This window comes from Yersinia sp. 2545 StPb PI, assembly GCF_052217125.1.
In the GTDB taxonomy this organism is placed as follows: Bacteria; Pseudomonadota; Gammaproteobacteria; order Enterobacterales; family Enterobacteriaceae; genus Yersinia; species Yersinia enterocolitica_E.
On the sequence record NZ_JAZGPY010000001.1, the window covers coordinates 3,922,961 to 3,942,540 of the forward strand.

The following is a 19,580-nucleotide window of genomic DNA, read 5'->3' on the forward strand; positions in this document are numbered from 1 at the left end:
AAGTACTGCGTAATCTCAAAATGGCGACGCACAGTAGCCGTTCCTGATCACTCGTCAAACATGACAACCTTTCCTACATAAGGAAGATGTCTATATCTTTGAGCATAATCGATACCGTAACCCACCACGAATTCATCAGGAATAGCGAAGCCGACCCACTCAACCGGCACCTGAACTTCGCGACGCTCTGGTTTATCCAGCAACGTGCAGATAGCCAATGATTTTGGCCCACGCAATTGCAGAATTTCACGCACTTTACTTAATGTATTACCGGAGTCGATTATATCTTCAACAATCAGCACATCCTTACCACGGATATCTTCATCTAAATCTTTCAGGATTTTCACATCTCGCGTGGTACTCATGCCATTGCCGTAGCTGGAGGCCGTCATAAAATCGACTTCATGGGAAACATCAATGGCACGGCATAAGTCAGCCATAAACATAAATGAGCCACGGAGCAACCCGACCAGCACCATTTCACTGCCGCTGTCGCGGTAGTGTTCGGAGATTTGGCGGCCTAATTCGGCAATTCGGGCTTTGACTTCCTGCTCGGAAATCATGACTTCTACAGTGTGTTTCATAAGTATTTACGTCGCTTTTTTACGTTACTTGCCACAAGAAAGCCGCTGAGTTTACCATAGCCTAAGCGATGTTGCGACGGACTCACCCGCCGCACACATAACCTGTTGATACCCCCTAAGCGCTGACGGTAAAACCCAACATCATGCCAGTATCTTCATGTTCCAACAGATGGCAGTGGGCCATATAAGGCATACTGGCTGGTGCGAGGTGACTAAAACGCACTAATATTTCACTGCGCGCACCTTCCACTCGTACAATATCTTTCCAGCCACGGCGATGCTCTGCCGGTGGTTTGCCGTTTTCTGTCAAAATACGGAACTGTGTCCCGTGGACATGGAAAGGATGTAACATCATGTCGCCTTCACCAGAAACGGTCCACTTCTCGAATTTCCCGAGCTTCGCGTCAAACGCCGGTTCAGTCATCGAGAACGGTTTGCCGTTAATCATATTGGCATGGCTGAAATCAAAAGCTGCCGTGCCTTTCATCGCGCCACTCGCCATGCCTTTCATATTGCCACTCTCCATACCGGCCATATTGCTGTGATCCATGCCATTCATGGCACCGTTACCCATGTTCATGCCAGCCATTGCTTGCATACCATAACGGCTCATCAGCGCTTGCATCCCTAACATATCCAATTTCGGATCCATCATCAGTTGGAACCAGCGCTCTTGCAGGCCAGTGGCATCGGCTAATGCCGGTACCACAACCAGCGAATCCGGGAGCACCTTGCTACCGGCGGCCAGTGATGGCTGAATGCGCAATACCGGTAATGGCTTATCGAACGGGGCCAGGGTCATACCCATCTGTTTCACTGGCAAAGTAACCAGATCAAGCGGCTTACCATCAGCGGTATCCACCAGCACCTCAAAACGTTCACCCATCAGTATTGGCAACTCACGCACGGCTACCGGTTCGGCCAGTAAGCCACCGTCGCTGGCAATCACATACATCGGGCGGCCATCGCTGAGTGCCAAATTAAGGGAGCGGGCATTACAGCCATTGAGCAGCCTTAGCCGCACCCAACCGCGTGGGGTGATTTGCTGCGGATAGTGTGCTCCATTGGTAAACATCCGATCGCCAAACCAACCAACAGCCGCCGTTATCACATCTAACTGATAATCAATCTGCCCATCTTTACCCAGTAATTTATCCTGCAAAATAACCGGAATATCATCTACACCCCACAGCTTTGGCAGAGGAAGTTTCTCGCTCTCACTGTCATCGATCAGGACCAATCCGCCTAAGCCCATGGCCACTTGCTGGCCAGTTTTCCCATGAGTGTGGGGATGGAACCAGCAGGTAGCCGCCGGTTGATCGACACTAAAAACAACCTGCCGGGTTGTGCCGGGTTGAATCAGTGCCTGTGGACCACCGTCCACTTCGCCGGGGATTTCCAGTCCGTGCCAGTGCACCGTGGTCGCTTCTGGTAGGGAATTAGTGATATCAATAGTGACCGGTTTGCCTCGTTGCAAACGGATGGCAGGCCCCAGTAGATTGCCATTATAACCCCAGGTCTGCGTTGCTGCGGAGGGTAGCCAGGCCACAGTACCGGTCTGGATATTCAAATTAATTTTGCTATTGGCATCGGGCTGGAGCAGAGGTGGAATAGGCAGTGGTGAGAAATCTGCGGCCAAGGCCGCGCGGCTCCATAACGGCAGTGAAGTGGCGGCTCCAAGAGCTGCCGTTAACTTAATAAAATCACGGCGATGCATGGTCGTCTCCATCTTGATAATGAGTGAGTGCCTGCAAGACACAAAAACAGCAGTCTGTGAGCTTAAACCCTCCCCTTACAGGAAGGTCAAGACGTAATCAATCACTTGGTGAATCAATCCAAATCAGGTAAGTGATTCTGGTGATAAATCTGCTTGCAGTAACCTCGCCTGGCAAGGCGCATGGTGCGGGAGAGTCACCTGCATCGCTAACAACCCTGCGGCTTCAACTACGAAGGGTATAATAAAATTTACTCTGAACCATCACAGTGTGATAACGTCTGTTAACAATGAACAAGCCTGTTTCCGCTATGAAAAGAACAACGTTAGTTATGCTGCTGCTTACTCTGTGCGGATTTTCATCTGCCAGTTCTGCATTAAGTGAATCCGAAGCAGAAGATCTTGCGGATCTGACTGCGGTATTTGTCTATCTGAAAAATGATTGTGGTTATAACGAATTACCCAATAACGAAATCAAACGGGCTATCGTCTATTTTGCTCAGCAAAATCGCTGGGACCTGCGTAACTATAATAGCTTTAATATGAAAGCGTTGGGCGAAGAGAGTTATCGCGACCTGCGTGGTATTGCTATTCCAGTTCCTACCAAATGCAAGTCTCTGGCCCGTGACTCGTTGAGTTTATTGGCTTACGCGAACTAACAATCCCGCCTTTATCCTTTCAGTCTGAAATTCCACCGTGCAACCTCATCCAGAGTTGGCTATGATGTTGCCCCCATTTTTCATGGCTGTTACTGCGAAGGAGAAGCCCCGAACATGTCACAGAAAGAACTATGGTATGAAACATTGCATGCCAACTTCGGTCAGTATTTTTCAGTAGAAAATGTGCTGTACCACGAGAAAACCGAGCATCAGGATCTGGTGATTTTTGAAAATCCCGTGCTGGGCCGTGTCATGGCACTGGATGGCGTGGTTCAGACGACCGAGCGCGATGAGTTTATCTATCACGAAATGATGACTCATGTGCCGTTACTGGCCCACGGTCAGGTGAAGAAGGTACTTATCATCGGTGGTGGTGATGGTGCCATGCTGCGTGAAGTCAGCCGCCATAAAAATATCGAACAGATTACCATGGTGGAAATTGACGCCGGTGTCGTGGAGTTCTGCCGCCAATATCTGCCGAATCACAGTGCGGGTGCCTATGACGATCCTCGTTTCACATTAGTTATTGATGATGGTGTTAATTTCGTTAACCAGAGCACTGAAAAATTCGATGTCATCATCTCCGACTGTACCGATCCCATCGGCCCAGGAGAAAGCCTGTTTACCTCAGTTTTCTACGAGGGATGTGCCCGTAGCCTGAACCAAGGCGGCATTTTTGTGGCGCAAAACGGCGTATGCTTCCTACAACAGGATGAAGCCGTCGGCAGCCACAATAAGCTTAACCACTATTTCAGTGATGTCAGTTTTTATCAGGCCGCAATTCCGACCTATTATGGCGGTATTATGACCTTCGCGTGGGCGACTCAGAACCCCTCGCTGCGTCAGTTGGATCTTGCCACGCTACAACAGCGTTTTGCTGAAGCAGGCCTAAACTGCCGCTACTATAACCCAGCCATTCATGTCGGCAGCTTTGCCTTGCCGCAGTATCTGCTGGATGCCTTAACAGCCAAATAAGGAGGTGAACTAAATTGTCCAAGCTTAAACTACACGGCTTCAACAACCTGACCAAAAGCCTGAGTTTTTGTATTTACGATATTTGTTATGCCGAGACCGCAGACGACCGCGATGGCTATATCGCCTACATTGACGAACAGTACAACGCCAACCGCCTGACCGAGATCTTGAGCGAAACCTGCTCGATCATTGGCGCAAATATATTGAATGTCGCACGTCAGGATTACGACCCTCAGGGGGCGAGTGTTACCATTCTGGTCAGCGAAGAACCGGTCGATCCGCGCGATGTTGATACCTCTGAGCACCCCGGCCCGCTGCCAAATGCAGTGGTTGCCCATTTGGACAAGAGCCATATCTGCGTTCATACCTACCCAGAAAGCCACCCTGAAGCGGGGTTATGCACTTTCCGCGCAGATATCGAAGTCTCTACCTGCGGAGTGATTTCACCGCTGAAAGCCCTGAATTACCTTATCCATCAGTTGGAGTCCGACATTGTTACGATGGATTATCGCGTGCGAGGTTTTACCCGTGATATCAATGGGATAAAGCATTTTATCGATCATAAGATCAACTCGATTCAGAATTTCATGTCTGACGATATGAAGTCGCTGTATCACATGATGGATGTGAATGTTTATCAAGAAAACATCTTTCATACCAAGATGATGTTGAAAGACTTCGATTTGAAGCATTATCTGTTTAACGCCAAGCCGGAAGAGCTGAGTGCCGCAGAAAGAGAACGTATTACTCGCCTGTTATATAAAGAGATGCAGGAAATCTACTATGGCCGCAATGTGCCAGAAATGTGATACGTTGCCGGTAATACCACTGTATTTATATGTTATTAATCAGTAATAAGTCAGACAAGAAACCGATTAATCGGGCATAACTCTTTTTGCCCGGTTAATACCTCCAACTCAAGGAATGACCCCGCGAATGAACCGCCTCCCCACCCTATATGGCATTATTGCAATCCTGCTTTGGAGCATGAGTGTCGCTTTAACGCGCGGACTATCTGAAACCTTGGGTCCGTTTGGGGCCGGAGCGGCAATTTACAGCCTGAGTGGAGTTTTGGTGTGGTTGGTGGCGGGTAAACCTACGTTACGTGGACAGCATCCAGCTTATCTGTACGGTTGTGGTTTACTATTTGTGGTGTATATGGTGGCGTTCGCTTTGGCTATTGGTATGGCTAATGACCGTCAGCAGACACTGGAAATTGGCTTGATCAATTACCTGTGGCCGAGTTTAACCTTGCTGTTAGCGGTTCCATTACTTAAGCTGCGTGCCCGTTGGTGGTTATGGCTGGGAGTTGCACTTGCTCTATTCGGTGTAATCTGGGTAGTCAGCGGTGGAAACGGACTAGATATCAACGTATTGAGCACCAATGTTCGCAGTAACCCTCTGGCCTACAGCCTGGCACTCATCGCGGCGTTTACCTGGGCGGCTTATTCCAATCTGGTCCGTTTGTACAGCCGTGGACCAGGGGCGTTGCCGCTGTTTTTACTCGCCTGCGCCCTGTGTTTGTGGGTCATGTTCTTTATGCTGACCCCCGGCAAGTTGCATTTCACCACACGGGCAACATTTGAACTGTTACTTATGGGAGCCAACACTGCGCTGGCCTATCTGTGTTGGGATATTGCCATGAAAAAGGGCAATGCCACATTAGTGGCTGCTCTATCCTACTTCACACCACTGCTATCGATATTGATTGCCAGCTTGTGGCTCAATACCCTGCCCTCAGCCGCTTTCTGGCCTGGAGTGGCGATGGTGGTGGTAGGTTCTCTGCTGTGCTGGTCTGCCAGCCGCAATCCCCTTCGGACTTGAAGCCGCAGGTTGGCAGCAACTCCAAGTTCTTTGAGTAAATATTTTATTTAGAAGTAATGAAGTTACGATAGCCTTTCAATACCAGCAGAAAGTCCTCTAACCCGCACAGACAGAGGCTTTCTTCATCATAGTAATTCATGCCCTCTTCCATCTCATCGCCGTCTAGATCCAGTTGATTGGCACGCACCATCACTTCTTCCCCATCCAGCCACAAGGTATATTCATGGCCGGTCAACTGCCACTGGCGCTCACTGCCTTTCACTTCCATAGCGGCAGCTTCAATTTGATCGAGTTTCGCCAGGTCGCCCTTAATCTCTTCATTGAGCCAATGGCCGATCACTTCATGTCCCATGGAGAATCTGACCAGCACTTGCCCTGTTAAATCACGCAAGAATTCATAGTCCATAGCATGCCCTCCTGATGCTCTTATAATTATTGTAACCGTATTTAGCCCACCCACTTGGCGCAAGCTCGCAAAGCCGGTAAATACCACTAAGATTTCACTACCAGACGGTTTGTTTAAAATAGAAACGGGAGGCCATAGGCCTCCCGTCAGATACGTATTATACATCATACCCAAAGTAATTGGTGTTACAGATAGGCGGCAAGCTAACAGCCCTGTAACTCCAAAGACAAAGGGTATAGCTGTTTAGACTGCGGTTTGGAAGATAACACCGTCAGCTTTGTCCGTATATTGGCTCAACTGATCGAAGTTCAGGTAGCGATAAGTATCCTCTGCGGTCTTATCAACCTGAGCCATATAAGTTTGATATTCCTCAGGCGTTGGCAGACGCCCCAGCAGTGATGCAATCGCCGCCAGTTCAGCCGACGCCAGATAGACATTTGCCCCATTCCCCAAGCGATTCGGGAAGTTACGGGTTGACGTAGAAACCACTGTCGCACCATCAGCCACACGAGCCTGGTTACCCATACACAGTGAACAGCCCGGAATCTCAATACGGGCACCACTCTTACCAAAGACGCTGTAGTAGCCCTCTTCAGTCAACTGTGCGGCATCCATTTTGGTCGGCGGTGCAACCCACAAACGTGTTGGCAATTGGCCTTTATGTTGATCCAGCAACTTACCCGCCGCACGGAAGTGGCCAATGTTGGTCATGCAAGAACCGATAAACACTTCATCGATCTTGCTGTTAGCCACATCAGACAACAAGCGAGCATCATCTGGATCGTTTGGCGCACACAGAATAGGTTGTGTGATATCAGCCAGATCGATTTCGATTACCGCTGCATATTCCGCATCGGCATCGCCTTCCAGTAGATTTGGATTCGCCAGCCAGCTTTCCATACCATTAACCCGTCGCTCCAGCGTACGGCGGTCGCCGTAGCCTTCCGCAATCATCCACTTCAACAAGACGATATTGGATTGCAGGTATTCAGTGATCGGCGCTTTATCCAATTTAATGGTACAACCAGCAGCAGAACGTTCAGCGGAAGCATCGGCCAACTCGAATGCCTGTTCGACTTTCAGCTCTGGCAGGCCTTCAATTTCCAGAATTCGGCCAGAGAAGATGTTCTTCTTGCCTTGCTTCTCAACCGTCAGCAGGCCTTCCTGAATCGCGTAGTAAGGAATTGCATGCACCAGATCACGCAGAGTGATACCCGGCTGCATTTTACCTTTAAAACGCACCAGCACCGATTCAGGCATGTCCAAAGGCATTACACCTGTTGCAGCCGCAAAGGCCACCAAACCAGAACCTGCCGGGAAGGAGATCCCAATCGGGAAACGAGTATGGGAATCACCACCGGTACCAACCGTATCTGGCAACAGCATGCGGTTCAACCACGAGTGGATGATGCCATCACCAGGACGCAGCGATACGCCACCACGGTTCATAATGAAATCAGGCAAAGTATGGTGAGTGGTCACATCAACGGGCTTAGGATAAGCGGCAGTATGACAGAATGACTGCATCACCAAATCAGCGGAGAAGCCCAGACAGGCCAGGTCTTTCAGTTCATCACGGGTCATCGGGCCGGTGGTGTCTTGTGAACCGACCGAGGTCATCTTAGGTTCGCAGTATTCGCCTGGGCGCACACCTTCAACACCACATGCGCGGCCAACCATTTTCTGTGCCAGCGAGAAGCCTTTATTGCTTTTGGCAACCGGCTTCGCCACACGGAATACTTCGCTGACTGGCAGACCCAGCGACTCACGAGCTTTAGTGGTCAAGCCACGGCCAACAATCAGTGGAATACGCCCACCAGCACGGACTTCGTCCAGCAACACGTCAGTTTTCAGCTCGAAGGTCGCGAGTATCTCACCAGTATCATGGCGGCGTACTTCGCCGAGATACGGGAAGATATCAATCACGTCGCCCATGTTTAGATTGGCAACATCCACTTCGATTGGCAAAGCACCGGCATCTTCCATCGTGTTAAAGAAGATCGGGGCAATTTTGCTGCCCAGCACCACACCGCCGCCGCGCTTGTTCGGCACGTAAGGGATGTCGTCGCCCATAAACCACAGCACCGAGTTAGTGGCGGATTTACGGGAAGAACCGGTACCGACCACATCACCGACGTAGGCCAGCGGGAAACCGATTTTGTTCAGTTCTTCGATCTGTTTGATCGGGCCAACGCTACCCGGTTGATCTGGGTGAATGCCTTCACGGGCATTTTTCAGCATCGCCAAGGCATGTAGTGGAATATCAGGGCGCGACCAGGCATCTTGCGCCGGGGACAAATCATCGGTATTGGTTTCACCGGTTACTTTGAATACGGTGACCGTGATTTTTTCGGCCAAAGGCGGTCGGGAGAGATACCATTCGGCATCAGCCCAGGATTGCATCACCTTCTTGGCGTGTGGGTTACCCGCTTTGGCTTTTTCTTCCACATCGTAGAAGTTATCAAACATCAGCAAGGTGTGAGATAACGCTTTGCCCGCAATCGGTGCCAGCTTTTCGTTATCTAACGCATCAATCAGCGGATGAATGTTATAACCGCCCTGCATAGTGCCAAGCAGTTCAATCGCTTTTTCAGCGTTAATCAGAGGGGAGTTGGCTTCACCCTTGGCAATCGCCGCCAGGAAACCGGCTTTAACGTAGGCTGCTTCATCAACACCGGGTGGAACACGGTTGATCAGCAGATCTAACAAAAATTCTTCTTCGCCCGCCGGCGGATTTTTTAATGATTCAACCAGCGCGGCCATTTGTGATGCATCTAATGGCTTGGGGACGATACCCTCAGCAGCACGCTCGGCTACGTGCTTACGGTATTCTTCTAGCACGACTCTCTCCTCGCTTTTATTGTCATTTATACCCATCATCTTTCAAACCGCAGATGTGTTGGCTGCTCTCGCTCACCCGAATCACTTACTTATGTAAGCTCATCGGGACTCTCTCGTTGGCCGCCTTCCTGCACCTTGAAATCTATTGGGTATATTTCCAGGCTATCAGTAGCCACCAGCCATCATCACTGATGCAGTAGGTGTAAGTAAGATGCCCAGTTTGCCCAGCCAGCATACCAGTATTTGAACTCAGTGTTAATTCGTTCACATAAAAGCAACATTAAATTTTTGCTGAATCGTTGAGCGCAGTGTAATCACCTGAAGTATTGATAATGGCTCTCAGTTAGCCTCTCACCGTAGGGCAATATCCGCAAAAACACCGCTGTATGATAACCACAGTAAATGAATGGATACCATCTCTCTATGAGAATCTCGTGCTATTGATATGACTTTTAGGGTGATAAATAACGAAGGGAAGATATTGTGGCGATAAATGAAGCAGAAACAGTCGATAACCACTGTTTCTGCTTTGATAAAAGACTCTATGCCCCAAGTATGAAGGGCATTTAGAATTGGGTATTCAAGCTAACAAAATAGGTCCGGCCCGGCTCATTGTAAGTCGCTGCCCCTGCACCCGCGATACCGGCTACGCTCTGAGCATTCCCGGCACGGAACTGGCGTTTGTCGAACAGGTTTTCAATCCCAGTGGTGACACTGACATTTTTTGTCACTGTATAGCTAGCACTGAGACCAAAGATGGCATATGGGCTGACTTCATTGCGTGCCGTACCCGTAACCGGCAGACCTTGATAGTCATATTTTTTCGGCTTCTGACGCCCATACCAGGTCACCGTGGATAGCAGTGACAAATCATCAGTTGCCTGCCAGTTCAGTGAACTATTCAAAGTAAACTCCGGCGTGATCGATAAGTAATCGCCGGTGCTTTTGTTCTTCGACTCCAGCATGTAGGTCAGATTGCTGCTCCACTGTACTGTCTCAGTGAAGGGCACGGTCAGATTACCTTCCAACCCTTCCACCAACGCTTTCGGCACGTTACTCCACTTGAAGATATCGGAATTAGCATAAGCACCGGTACCACCACTGGCAGTCCCGAGGGAGACCAAACCCGGCTCGATCTTATTACGATAATCATTACGGAAGTAAGTGATACCGGCAATAATGCCGTCATCGTGGAACTCGAACCCGATCTCTTTGTTTACGCTGGTTTCAGCAGACAGAGAATCATTACCCATCAGGTAGCAACTGCCGCCACCGCCATAGCAACCTTGACCACGGCTATATAACAGATAGTTAGGGTTGGTTTGATAGAGATTTGGCGCTTTATAAGAACGGGCAATACCCATTTTCATGGTGAAGTAATCACCCAGTTCCTGTGACAGATTCAGGCCCGGACTCCAGTTACTTCCCGCGGTGCTGTGATGATCAAAGCGCAGTGCTGGGGTGAGCATGGTGGTATCCGTCAACTCGATATTATCCTCAACAAATACCGAGGCTATCTGCGCCGAGCTACGAGTATTACGCCCAGTCCCTGTCAAGCCGCTGACACTGCCACCCTCACTCGTCGTTTGGGTATTAGAGCTTGGATCGTTCATTTTCTGGTCATTCCATTCCGCCCCCACGGTCAGCACCTGATTAACGCCCAATTCAAATGGCAGGTTAACCTCGGAGTGGGCCAGATAGTTGTCCAGCTTGATAGTACTGAAATATTTATTTGAGAATATGCCTTCTGTACCGCCCGCCAGCCCCTCATTAATTCGTGAGTTGCGCGTATCTTCATACTGAAAATAGGAGGTTGTACTGACGCCGTTATCCCAAAAGCCACGGTGTGTTAGCGAGAAATTATCGCGGTACATCACGTTAGTTTCCGCACCGTATAAGCTGCGAACTATGGCATTGCTGTTTGTGTTTTGTGTATCACCGGCATAAATATTTCCCTGGCGGCTATAACCTGCCTCGAACTCCAGAGATTGGCCTTGGGCAAATTCCCAACGCAGTAACCCGTTGATATCTTTATTTCGTACCCCTTCACGGCCAGCAGGCAGTGTACCGGCCTGGTTACCGGTACGGGCAGATTCATGGCCTTGGTTAATATCCCAATCATCAGCATCGGTTTTATTGTATCCGCCATACAAGCGGAAACTGACGGTATCACTTAGCGGCCCCAACAGACTGAAATCGGTACGACGAGTCGCGCCTTCCTCACTGTGCTGCGGCAGGTTCATGTAGGCGTTCCAGCTACCATGTAGTTCTTTGTCCGGCTGTTTGGTGATGATATTCACTACACCACCGGCTGCACCGTTGCCATAGCGTGCCGCTGACGGCCCGCGTAAAACTTCTATTTTCTCAACCATATTCGCGGGAACCCAGTTGGTATCACCACGGGTATCACGTTCACCACGCCAGCCATAACGCACCGCATTACGGCTGGAGACCGGTATGCCATCAATCATAATCAGCGTATTTTCAGGTCCCATGCCACGAATATCAATTTGGCGATTATTGCCACGCTGACCACTGGCAGAGTTACCGGAAAGATTAACACCCGGCATGGTGCGGATAATTTCGGACAGGTCATTCGCGGGTGGCCGTTTGCGGATATCTTCTGCGGTGATAGTGGATGCCCCCAGCGCCTGACGAACTTGCTGTTGAGCGGTCACCACCAGCGTATCTCCGGTGGTTGCCGACCCACCGGCCACAGCAGGCTCTTGCTGCGATGTGGTGGCGGTTGTTTGCGCTATCGTCTGTGTCGCTGCTGTGGACTCAGCTTGATTTGTCGCTTGAGTTTGTGCCCAGAGCGGAGTCGATATGCAAATACCGATCAATGTCGTCAGAGAACGCCGTTGCCATTTTACTTTCATTACACTTTCCCCTGATGCAAAAAAGCCCACAGCAAATATCCGCAGAGTAAAATCTCTGGCAATCTATTCGTTGGGCGATAAAGGCGAACAAGATTGATAATTATTTCCATTATCAATTCATCGCGTTAATTGTTACATTTGCATATAGGGAAAAGGTTTGTGCAAACAGCAAATCTGTTTGTCAGAACGTCAATGTTGTCATAATGTCAGTGGAGAGTTCGTCATGTCGACGGTGAAGCAAAACAAATTACGCAATGTCTCTCCCTCATCCAAACCGATTTATCGTGAACAAATTGTGCAACAATCGAATCTGGTTGCCAGTGATTATCAACTGAGCAGCGTGAAATCATTGTCCACTGACCCAGTATTGTTTGGCGACTTTCAAGTATTGCGTCTGAACCCACATCTGATTTTACATACCGCGAATGTCACCAACCTCTGTGATATCAAGACACAAAACCGGCTTAATCCAGCACTGAAACTGGCTATTGTGGTTAGTGGCAGCGCGCATATCTCATTCGGCGGTCAACAGTTGCATTTGCAGGAAAAAGGCGATGCCTCGCTGGTCTCATTAACTGAAAGCACCCTGTTTACTCGCCACGGTAAAAACAACAGTCACGAGCGCACATTAACACTGACTTTTGACCGTGAATGGCTGTATGGCGATTTGCTGCCACAAGCCGGTGCATGGGATACGTTGTATAACTTTACCCAACAGCATCTGGCGATTCATTTATGGCGCCCATCAGTTCACTCGCAAGCCATTGCTCAGAAAATAGCGAGCGCCCCACCCTTTTCAACGCCGCTGGAGCGGTTGCAATGGGAAACACAATGTATTGGGCTGATCATTGAAGCGTTCAGTTCACTGGAGCAGCAAGCTCAACAGCAAAATAAAATCTCATTACGTGGATTGAACCGAGTTCAGCAGGTACGTGACTGGCTGGAAAGTGGTGAGGCTGACCACCTATCGATGAGTGAATTAGCCGGTCTGGTGAATATGAGCCAGAGTACCTTGCAGCGACGTTTTCGTGAAAGTTACCACATTACGGTATTTGAATATCTGCGCCATTGTCGTTTAAAGCGGGCTATGCTGGCATTACAGAAAGAAGGAGTCAGTATCGATCAAGCCGCCGCCATTGCTGGTTATACCAGCCCAGCCAACTTTGCCACCGCACTGCGGCGGACCTTTCATATCTCGCCCAGTCAACTACGGGCGGGATCGATTTTTGATCGATAAAAAATACCTGAGTGATAAAAACCTTTAAACAAAAAAACGGCCCCTGTTAAGGAACCGCTTCATTATCTTGCTGTATTAGCGAAAATTATTTCTTTTTCGCTTTCGGATTAGGCAAGTCGGTAATGCTACCTTCGTAGATTTCCGCAGCCAGACCGACAGATTCATGCAAGGTAGGGTGAGCATGGATGGTCAACGCGATATCTTCCGCATCACAACCCATCTCTATCGCCAGACCGATTTCACCTAACAGTTCACCACCGTTAGTCCCAACAATGGCACCACCGATGATACGGTGAGTTTCTTTGTCGAAGATAAGTTTAGTCATACCGTCTGCGCAATCTGAAGCGATAGCACGGCCCGATGCCGCCCACGGGAAGGTGGAGGTCTCAAAGCTGATGCCTTTTTCTTTCGCTTCTTTCTCAGTCAGACCCACCCATGCGACTTCAGGTTCAGTGTACGCAATAGATGGAATGACTTTCGGATCGAAGTAATGTTTCAGGCCGGAGATAACTTCAGCAGCAACATGACCTTCGTGCACACCTTTATGTGCCAGCATTGGCTGACCCACGATGTCACCGATAGCAAAGATATGCGGCACGTTGGTACGCAGTTGTTTATCAACGTGGATAAAGCCACGCTCATCAACTTCTACACCAGCCTGACCGGCATCCAGCAATTTGCCGTTAGGTACACGGCCAATAGCCACCAGAACGGCATCATAGCGCTGTGGTTCTGCTGGCGCTTTTTTGCCTTCCATCGTGACATAGATACCGTCTTCTTTGGCTTCTACCGCCGTCACTTTGGTTTCCAGCATCAGGTTGAACTGCTTGCTGATGCGCTTGGTGAAAACTTTCACCACGTCTTTATCAGCAGCCGGAATAACCTGGTCAGCCATTTCTACCACATCAATTTTCGAGCCCAGCGCATGGTAAACCGTACCCATTTCCAGACCGATGATGCCACCGCCCATAACCAGCAGACGTTCAGGTACGGTTTTCAGTGCCAGTGCATCAGTTGAGTCCCAAACACGTGGGTCTTCATGAGGAATAAATGGCAGTTGGATTGGGCGAGAACCGGCCGCGATAATCGCGTTATCGAAGGTAATGGTAGTTGGGCCATTTTCGCCTTCAACCACTAAGGTATTCGCGCCAGTAAATTTACCAAAACCATTAACCACTTTGACTTTACGGCCTTTAGCCATACCTGCCAAACCACCGGTCAACTGATTGATAACTTTCTCTTTCCAGACACGGACTTTATCAATGTCAGTTTTAGGCTCACCAAAAACGATACCGTGTTCAGCCAGCGCCTTAGCTTCTTCGATAACTTTGGCAACGTGCAACAATGCCTTGGAAGGGATACAACCCACATTCAGGCAAACACCACCCAAAGTAGAGTAACGCTCAACCAGAATGGTTTCCAAACCTAAATCCGCGCAACGAAAAGCAGCAGAGTACCCTGCTGGACCTGCCCCAAGTACCACGACCTGAGTTTTAATTTCAGTACTCATCATGACCTCTTAATTGTTTGTCCGGCGAAATACCCTTCATCTTTCAAACTGTAGGCGCGTTAACACCCCTGCGACTTCAAGAACGAAAGGTATAACAAGGCCGGCGCTAAGCCGGCCTTGACGATTACATCACCAGACGACGAATGTCGGCCAGCATGTTGTTGATGATGGTGATAAAGCGCGCACCATCAGCACCGTCAATCACACGGTGGTCGAAGGAGAGCGACATCGGCATCATCAGACGCGGCTGGAACTCTTTACCGTTCCAGACTGGCTCTATCGCAGACTTGGATACACCCAGAATAGCCACTTCCGGCGCGTTAACAATCGGCGCGAAGTGAGTTGTCCCGATACCGCCCAGGCTGGAGATGGTGAAGCAACCGCCCTGCATTTCGCCAGCGGTCAGCTTACCATCACGAGCTTTCTTGGAGATAGCCATCAGTTCACGGGACAGTTCAGTGATGCTTTTCTTGTTCACATCCTTGAATACCGGAACGACCAGACCATTTAGCGTATCTACCGCGACACCGATGTTGATGTACTTTTTCAGTGTCAGCTTCTGACCGTCTTCGGACAGTGAGCTGTTGAAACGTGGCATCTGCTCGAGAGCAGCAGCAACAGCTTTCATGATGAACACCACTGGGGTGAACTTCACGTCCAGCTTACGCTTGGCAGCTTCGTCGTTCTGCAGCTTACGGAACGCTTCCAGATCGGTGATATCGGTTTTGTCGAAGTGAGTCACATGTGGGATCATGACCCAGTTACGGCTCAGGTTCGCACCAGAGATTTTCTGGATACGGCCTAATTCAACTTCTTCAATCTCACCGAACTTGCTGAAATCAACTTTCGGCCAAGGCAGCATGCCCGGCAGACCGCCGCCAGTGGCAGCAGTTGGTGCTGTTTCAGCACGTTTGACCGCATCTTTCACGTAGGCCTGAACGTCTTCGCGCAGGATACGACCTTTACGGCCGGTACCTTTCACTTTCGCCAGGTTTACGCCAAATTCACGCGCTAAACGGCGGATAACCGGCGTGGCATGCACGTAAGCGTCATTCTCAGCGAACTCGCCTTTGCTCTCAGCTTTCGCGCCAGGAGCGCTGGCCGCTTTAGCCGGTGCAGCAGCAGGAGCCGCTTGCTGGGCAGGCGCGGCAGCAGGGGCTGCGCCTTCCACTTCGAACACCATAATCAGCGAGCCGGTTTTAACTTTGTCGCCAGTGTTGATTTTGATTTCTTTAACGGTACCGGCAAATGGTGCTGGCACTTCCATTGAAGCCTTATCGCCTTCAACGGTGATCAGTGATTGTTCAGCGGCAACTTTATCCCCGACTTTAACCATCACTTCAGTCACTTCAACTTCATCGTCGCCGATGTCTGGCACGTCGACATTTTTAACCGCAGAGGCTGTTGCCGCCGCCGGTGCTGCTGCCGGTGCTGACTCAGTTGCCGCAGCACCTGCTACTTCAAATACCATGATAAGAGAACCAGTGCTGACTTTATCGCCAGTGCTGATTTTGATCTCTTTAACGGTACCGGCGAATGGCGCTGGCACTTCCATAGAGGCTTTATCGCCCTCTACAGTGATCAGCGATTGTTCAGCCGCAACAGTGTCGCCCACTTTGACCATAATCTCGGTGACTTCAACTTCGTCAGAACCGATATCCGGCACCGCAACGTCTTTCGCCGCGCTGGCCACAGCAGCCGCTGCCTGAGCAGGGGCTGCTGGCTTTTCTTCGGCTGTTGCAGGCGCCGCAGCGGCACCTGTTGCTTCGAAGATCATCATCAGTTTGCCGGTCGCGACAGTATCGCCAACTGCAATTTTGATTTCTTTAACTACACCCGCCTGCGGTGATGGGACTTCCATGGAAGCTTTATCACCTTCAACGGTGATAAGCGACTGTTCCGCTTCAACGGTATCGCCTACTTTCACCATAATTTCGGTGACTTCCACTTCATCTGCACCGATGTCTGGTACGTTAATTTCAATAGCCATTTGTTCTTTACCTCTTATGCCAGACGCGGGTTAACTTTATCGGCGTCGATACCAAACTTGGTAATTGCTTGTGCAACTACGCTGGCGTCGATGTCACCGCGTTTAGCCAATTCACCCAGAGCTGCAACCACAACGTAAGAAGCATCAACTTCGAAGTGGTGACGCAGGTTCTCACGGCTGTCAGAGCGGCCGAAACCATCTGTACCCAGAACGCGGAACTCGCTGGCAGGAATGAAGTTACGAATTTGTTCAGCGAACAGCTTCATGTAGTCAGTTGAAGCAACTGCTGGTGCGTCATTCATGACTTGAGCCACATAAGGAACACGTGGCGTTTCTGTTGGGTGCAGCATGTTCCAACGCTCACAATCCTGACCATCACGGGCCAGTTCAGTGAAGGATGTTACGCTGTACACATCAGAACCAACACCGTAGTCGTTAGCCAGAATCTGAGCCGCTTCGCGAACGTGACGCAGGATTGCACCTGAACTCATCAACTGCACTTTGCCTTTGCTACCTGCAACAGTTTCCAGTTTGTAGATACCTTTACGGATACCTTCTTCTGCGCCCTGTGGCATTGCTGGCATGTGGTAGTTTTCGTTCAGCGTGGTCAGGTAGTAATAGACGTTTTCCTGCGCTTCACCGTACATACGCTCCAGACCGTCATGCATGATGACAGCAACTTCATAAGCATAGGCCGGATCGTAAGAGATACAGTTCGGGATAGTCAGTGACTGAATGTGGCTATGACCATCTTCATGTTGCAGACCTTCGCCATTCAGAGTAGTACGACCTGAAGTACCACCGATCAGGAAGCCACGCGCCTGTTGGTCACCCGCAGCCCAGCACAGGTCACCGATACGTTGGAAACCAAACATGGAGTAGTAGATGTAGAACGGGATCATTGGCAGATCATTGGTGCTGTATGAGGTCGCAGCAGCCAGCCATGAAGAGGCAGCACCCAGTTCGTTGATCCCTTCTTGCAGGATCTGGCCTTTTTCGTCTTCTTTGTAGTAAGCAACCTGCTCACGGTCTTGCGGGGTGTACTGCTGACCATTCGGGCTGTAAATACCAATCTGACGGAACAGACCTTCCATACCAAAAGTACGCGCTTCGTCAGCAATGATTGGAACAATTCTGTCTTTGATAGATTTGTTCTTCAGCATCACGTTCAGCACACGCACGAAGGCGATAGTGGTAGAGATCTCTTTGTTCTGCTCTTCCAGCAAGGAGCTGAAATCTGACAACGCAGGGATTTCCAGCTTCTCGGTGAACTTAGGCATGCGGGTTGGCACATAGCCTTCCAGCGCCTGACGACGTTCATGCAGATATTTGTACTCTTCGGAATCTTTCTCGAAGGTAATGTAAGGCAGTTTTTCGATATCAGCATCGGCAACTGGCACATTGAAACGATCGCGGAAGTGGTGAACCCCTTCCATGTTCATTTTCTTCACTTGGTGAGCAATATTTTTACCTTCTGCTGTTTCGCCCATGCCGTAACCTTTAATGGTGTGGGCCAGGATAACAGTTGGTTTACCGGTGGTTTCTTGTGCTTTCTTCAGTGCGGCAAAGACTTTCTTCGGATCATGACCGCCACGGTTCAGAGACCAGATCTCATCGTCGCTCATGTCTTTCACTAATGCAGCAGTTTCAGGGAAACGGCCAAAGAAGTGTTCGCGGACATAAGCGCCGTCTTTGGATTTAAAGGTCTGGTAGTCGCCATCCAGGGTTTCGTTCATCAATTGGATCAGTTTACCGCTGGTATCTTTACGCAGCAGCTCATCCCAACGACTACCCCAAATCACTTTCAGAACCTGCCAGCCAGCACCATTGAAGATACCATCCAGCTCATTGATAATCTTGCCGTTACCGGTAACCGGGCCATCCAGGCGCTGCAAGTTACAGTTGATAACGAAGACCAGGTTATCCAGTTTTTCACGGGTCGCGATGGTGATCGCACCTTTGGATTCCGGCTCATCCATCTCGCCGTCGCCCAAGAAGGCGTACACGGTCTGTGCTGCAGTGTCTTTCAGACCACGGTGATGGAGGTATTTCAGGAACTTGGCCTGATAGATTGCACTGATTGGGCCAAGGCCCATCGATACAGTTGGGAACTGCCAGAATTCAGGCATCAGTTTCGGATGCGGGTAAGAAGACAGACCCTTACCATCGACTTCCTGACGGAAGTTATCCATTTGCTCTTGAGTCAGGCGGCCTTCAAGGAAAGCACGCGCGTAAACACCTGGAGAAATGTGGCCCTGGAAGTAAACCAGATCGCCGCCGTCTTTTTGGTTACGAGCACGGAAGAAGTGGTTGAAGCAAACCTCGTAGAAGGTAGCGGAAGACTGGAAGGATGCCATGTGGCCGCCCAAATCCAGATCTTTCTTCGACGCACGCAACACGGTCATCACAGCATTCCAACGGATAGCGCTACGAATACGACGCTCAAGCTCCAGGTTGCCAGGGTAAGCGGGTTCGTCTTCTACCGCGATGGTGTTGATGTAATCACGGTTGGCAGAACCTGCCGCAACGCTCACGCCACCTTTACGGGCTTCGCCCAAAACCTGATCAATCAGATACTGAGCACGCTCAACACCCTCTTCACGGATGACCGATTCGATCGCCTGTAGCCAGTCGCGGGTTTCGATCGGATCCACGTCATTATTTAAACGTTCTGACATGGTGGTATTCCTTATCTGTTTCTAATGGTTTATTTGGAGCCTATCTTCCTGTGCTTTAACCCCAGGCTAAAGCACGTGCCCTGGTGAAAACACCGGAAGATAGGCCCATCAGTTTGTCCCCGTCATACTTCAAGCTGTAGAGGCGTTGGCTGTACTCTCTCACCCCAGTCACTTACCCAAGTAAGCTCCTGAGGATTCATTCCCTTGCCGCCTACCTACAACTCGAATTATTTTGGGTATAGTTGCCGCTAATAATTCTCAAATGAGAATAACTACCCAACGA

13 protein-coding genes are annotated in these 19,580 nt (G+C 49.9%); 5 read left to right on the forward strand and 8 right to left on the reverse strand.

Translation table 11 applies throughout. The annotated features are described in order from the left end of the window. Window positions 1-47: 47 nt before the first annotated feature. Both hpt and cueO read right to left on the reverse strand, forming a co-directional pair. Entirely contained in the window at window positions 48-584 is a 537-nt protein-coding gene (gene hpt, locus V1955_RS18335; RefSeq protein ID WP_083160470.1) for a hypoxanthine phosphoribosyltransferase, read from the reverse strand. Between the two features lie 115 nt (window positions 585-699). After that, window positions 700-2,301 carry a multicopper oxidase CueO gene (gene cueO / locus V1955_RS18340; RefSeq protein WP_372568685.1) on the reverse strand — a complete coding sequence of 534 codons (1,602 nt, stop codon included), beginning with the start codon at window positions 2,299-2,301 and terminating at the stop codon, window positions 700-702. Between the two features lie 308 nt (window positions 2,302-2,609). Between cueO and V1955_RS18345 the strand changes: the two genes are divergently transcribed. The 4 genes from V1955_RS18345 to yddG all read left to right on the forward strand — a co-directional run bounded on the left by V1955_RS18345 (window position 2,610) and on the right by yddG (window position 5,756). After that, on the forward strand, window positions 2,610-2,957 hold the full coding sequence (locus V1955_RS18345) for a YacC family pilotin-like protein (protein ID WP_016266377.1): 348 nt from the start codon (window positions 2,610-2,612) through the stop codon (window positions 2,955-2,957). Between the two features lie 114 nt (window positions 2,958-3,071). Continuing rightward, a complete protein-coding gene (gene speE / locus V1955_RS18350) occupies window positions 3,072-3,932 on the forward strand; it encodes a polyamine aminopropyltransferase (protein WP_083160474.1) in 861 nt (286 codons plus the stop codon). A 14-nt stretch (window positions 3,933-3,946) separates the two neighbouring features. Further along, on the forward strand, window positions 3,947-4,741 hold the full coding sequence (gene speD / locus V1955_RS18355) for an adenosylmethionine decarboxylase (protein ID WP_083160476.1): 795 nt from the start codon (window positions 3,947-3,949) through the stop codon (window positions 4,739-4,741). A 127-nt stretch (window positions 4,742-4,868) separates the two neighbouring features. Further along, the gene (yddG, locus tag V1955_RS18360) at window positions 4,869-5,756 is read left to right on the forward strand and encodes an aromatic amino acid DMT transporter YddG (RefSeq protein WP_083160478.1); all 888 of its coding nucleotides are present in this window, start codon (window positions 4,869-4,871) and stop codon (window positions 5,754-5,756) included. Window positions 5,757-5,799: 43 nt separating this feature from the next. Here the strand turns inward: yddG and yacL are convergent, their stop codons facing one another. The 3 genes from yacL to V1955_RS18375 form a co-directional block, all read right to left on the reverse strand. Next, entirely contained in the window at window positions 5,800-6,162 is a 363-nt protein-coding gene (gene yacL / locus V1955_RS18365; protein WP_083160480.1) for a protein YacL, read from the reverse strand. 243 nt (window positions 6,163-6,405) lie between these two features. Next, window positions 6,406-9,003, reverse strand: coding sequence for a bifunctional aconitate hydratase 2/2-methylisocitrate dehydratase (gene acnB / locus V1955_RS18370; RefSeq protein ID WP_372568684.1), 2,598 nt, complete (start codon window positions 9,001-9,003; stop codon window positions 6,406-6,408). A gap of 566 nt (window positions 9,004-9,569) precedes the next feature. Further along, window positions 9,570-11,882, reverse strand: coding sequence for a TonB-dependent siderophore receptor (locus tag V1955_RS18375; protein WP_442821256.1), 2,313 nt, complete (start codon window positions 11,880-11,882; stop codon window positions 9,570-9,572). Window positions 11,883-12,105: 223 nt separating this feature from the next. On the opposite strand from V1955_RS18375, the gene V1955_RS18380 reads away from it, so the two are divergent. Further along, on the forward strand, window positions 12,106-13,119 hold the full coding sequence (locus V1955_RS18380) for a helix-turn-helix domain-containing protein (RefSeq protein ID WP_083160484.1): 1,014 nt from the start codon (window positions 12,106-12,108) through the stop codon (window positions 13,117-13,119). Window positions 13,120-13,204: 85 nt separating this feature from the next. Here the strand turns inward: V1955_RS18380 and lpdA are convergent, their stop codons facing one another. From lpdA to aceE, 3 genes are all read right to left on the reverse strand, one after another. Further along, window positions 13,205-14,629, reverse strand: a complete 1,425-nt coding sequence (gene lpdA, locus V1955_RS18385; RefSeq protein ID WP_050086092.1) for a dihydrolipoyl dehydrogenase — start codon at window positions 14,627-14,629, stop codon at window positions 13,205-13,207. 124 nt (window positions 14,630-14,753) lie between these two features. Continuing rightward, window positions 14,754-16,619 carry a pyruvate dehydrogenase complex dihydrolipoyllysine-residue acetyltransferase gene (aceF, locus tag V1955_RS18390; protein ID WP_442821257.1) on the reverse strand — a complete coding sequence of 622 codons (1,866 nt, stop codon included), beginning with the start codon at window positions 16,617-16,619 and terminating at the stop codon, window positions 14,754-14,756. A 14-nt stretch (window positions 16,620-16,633) separates the two neighbouring features. Next, on the reverse strand, window positions 16,634-19,297 hold the full coding sequence (aceE, locus tag V1955_RS18395) for a pyruvate dehydrogenase (acetyl-transferring), homodimeric type (RefSeq protein ID WP_083160488.1): 2,664 nt from the start codon (window positions 19,295-19,297) through the stop codon (window positions 16,634-16,636). Between the last annotated feature and the right edge of the window lie 283 nt (window positions 19,298-19,580).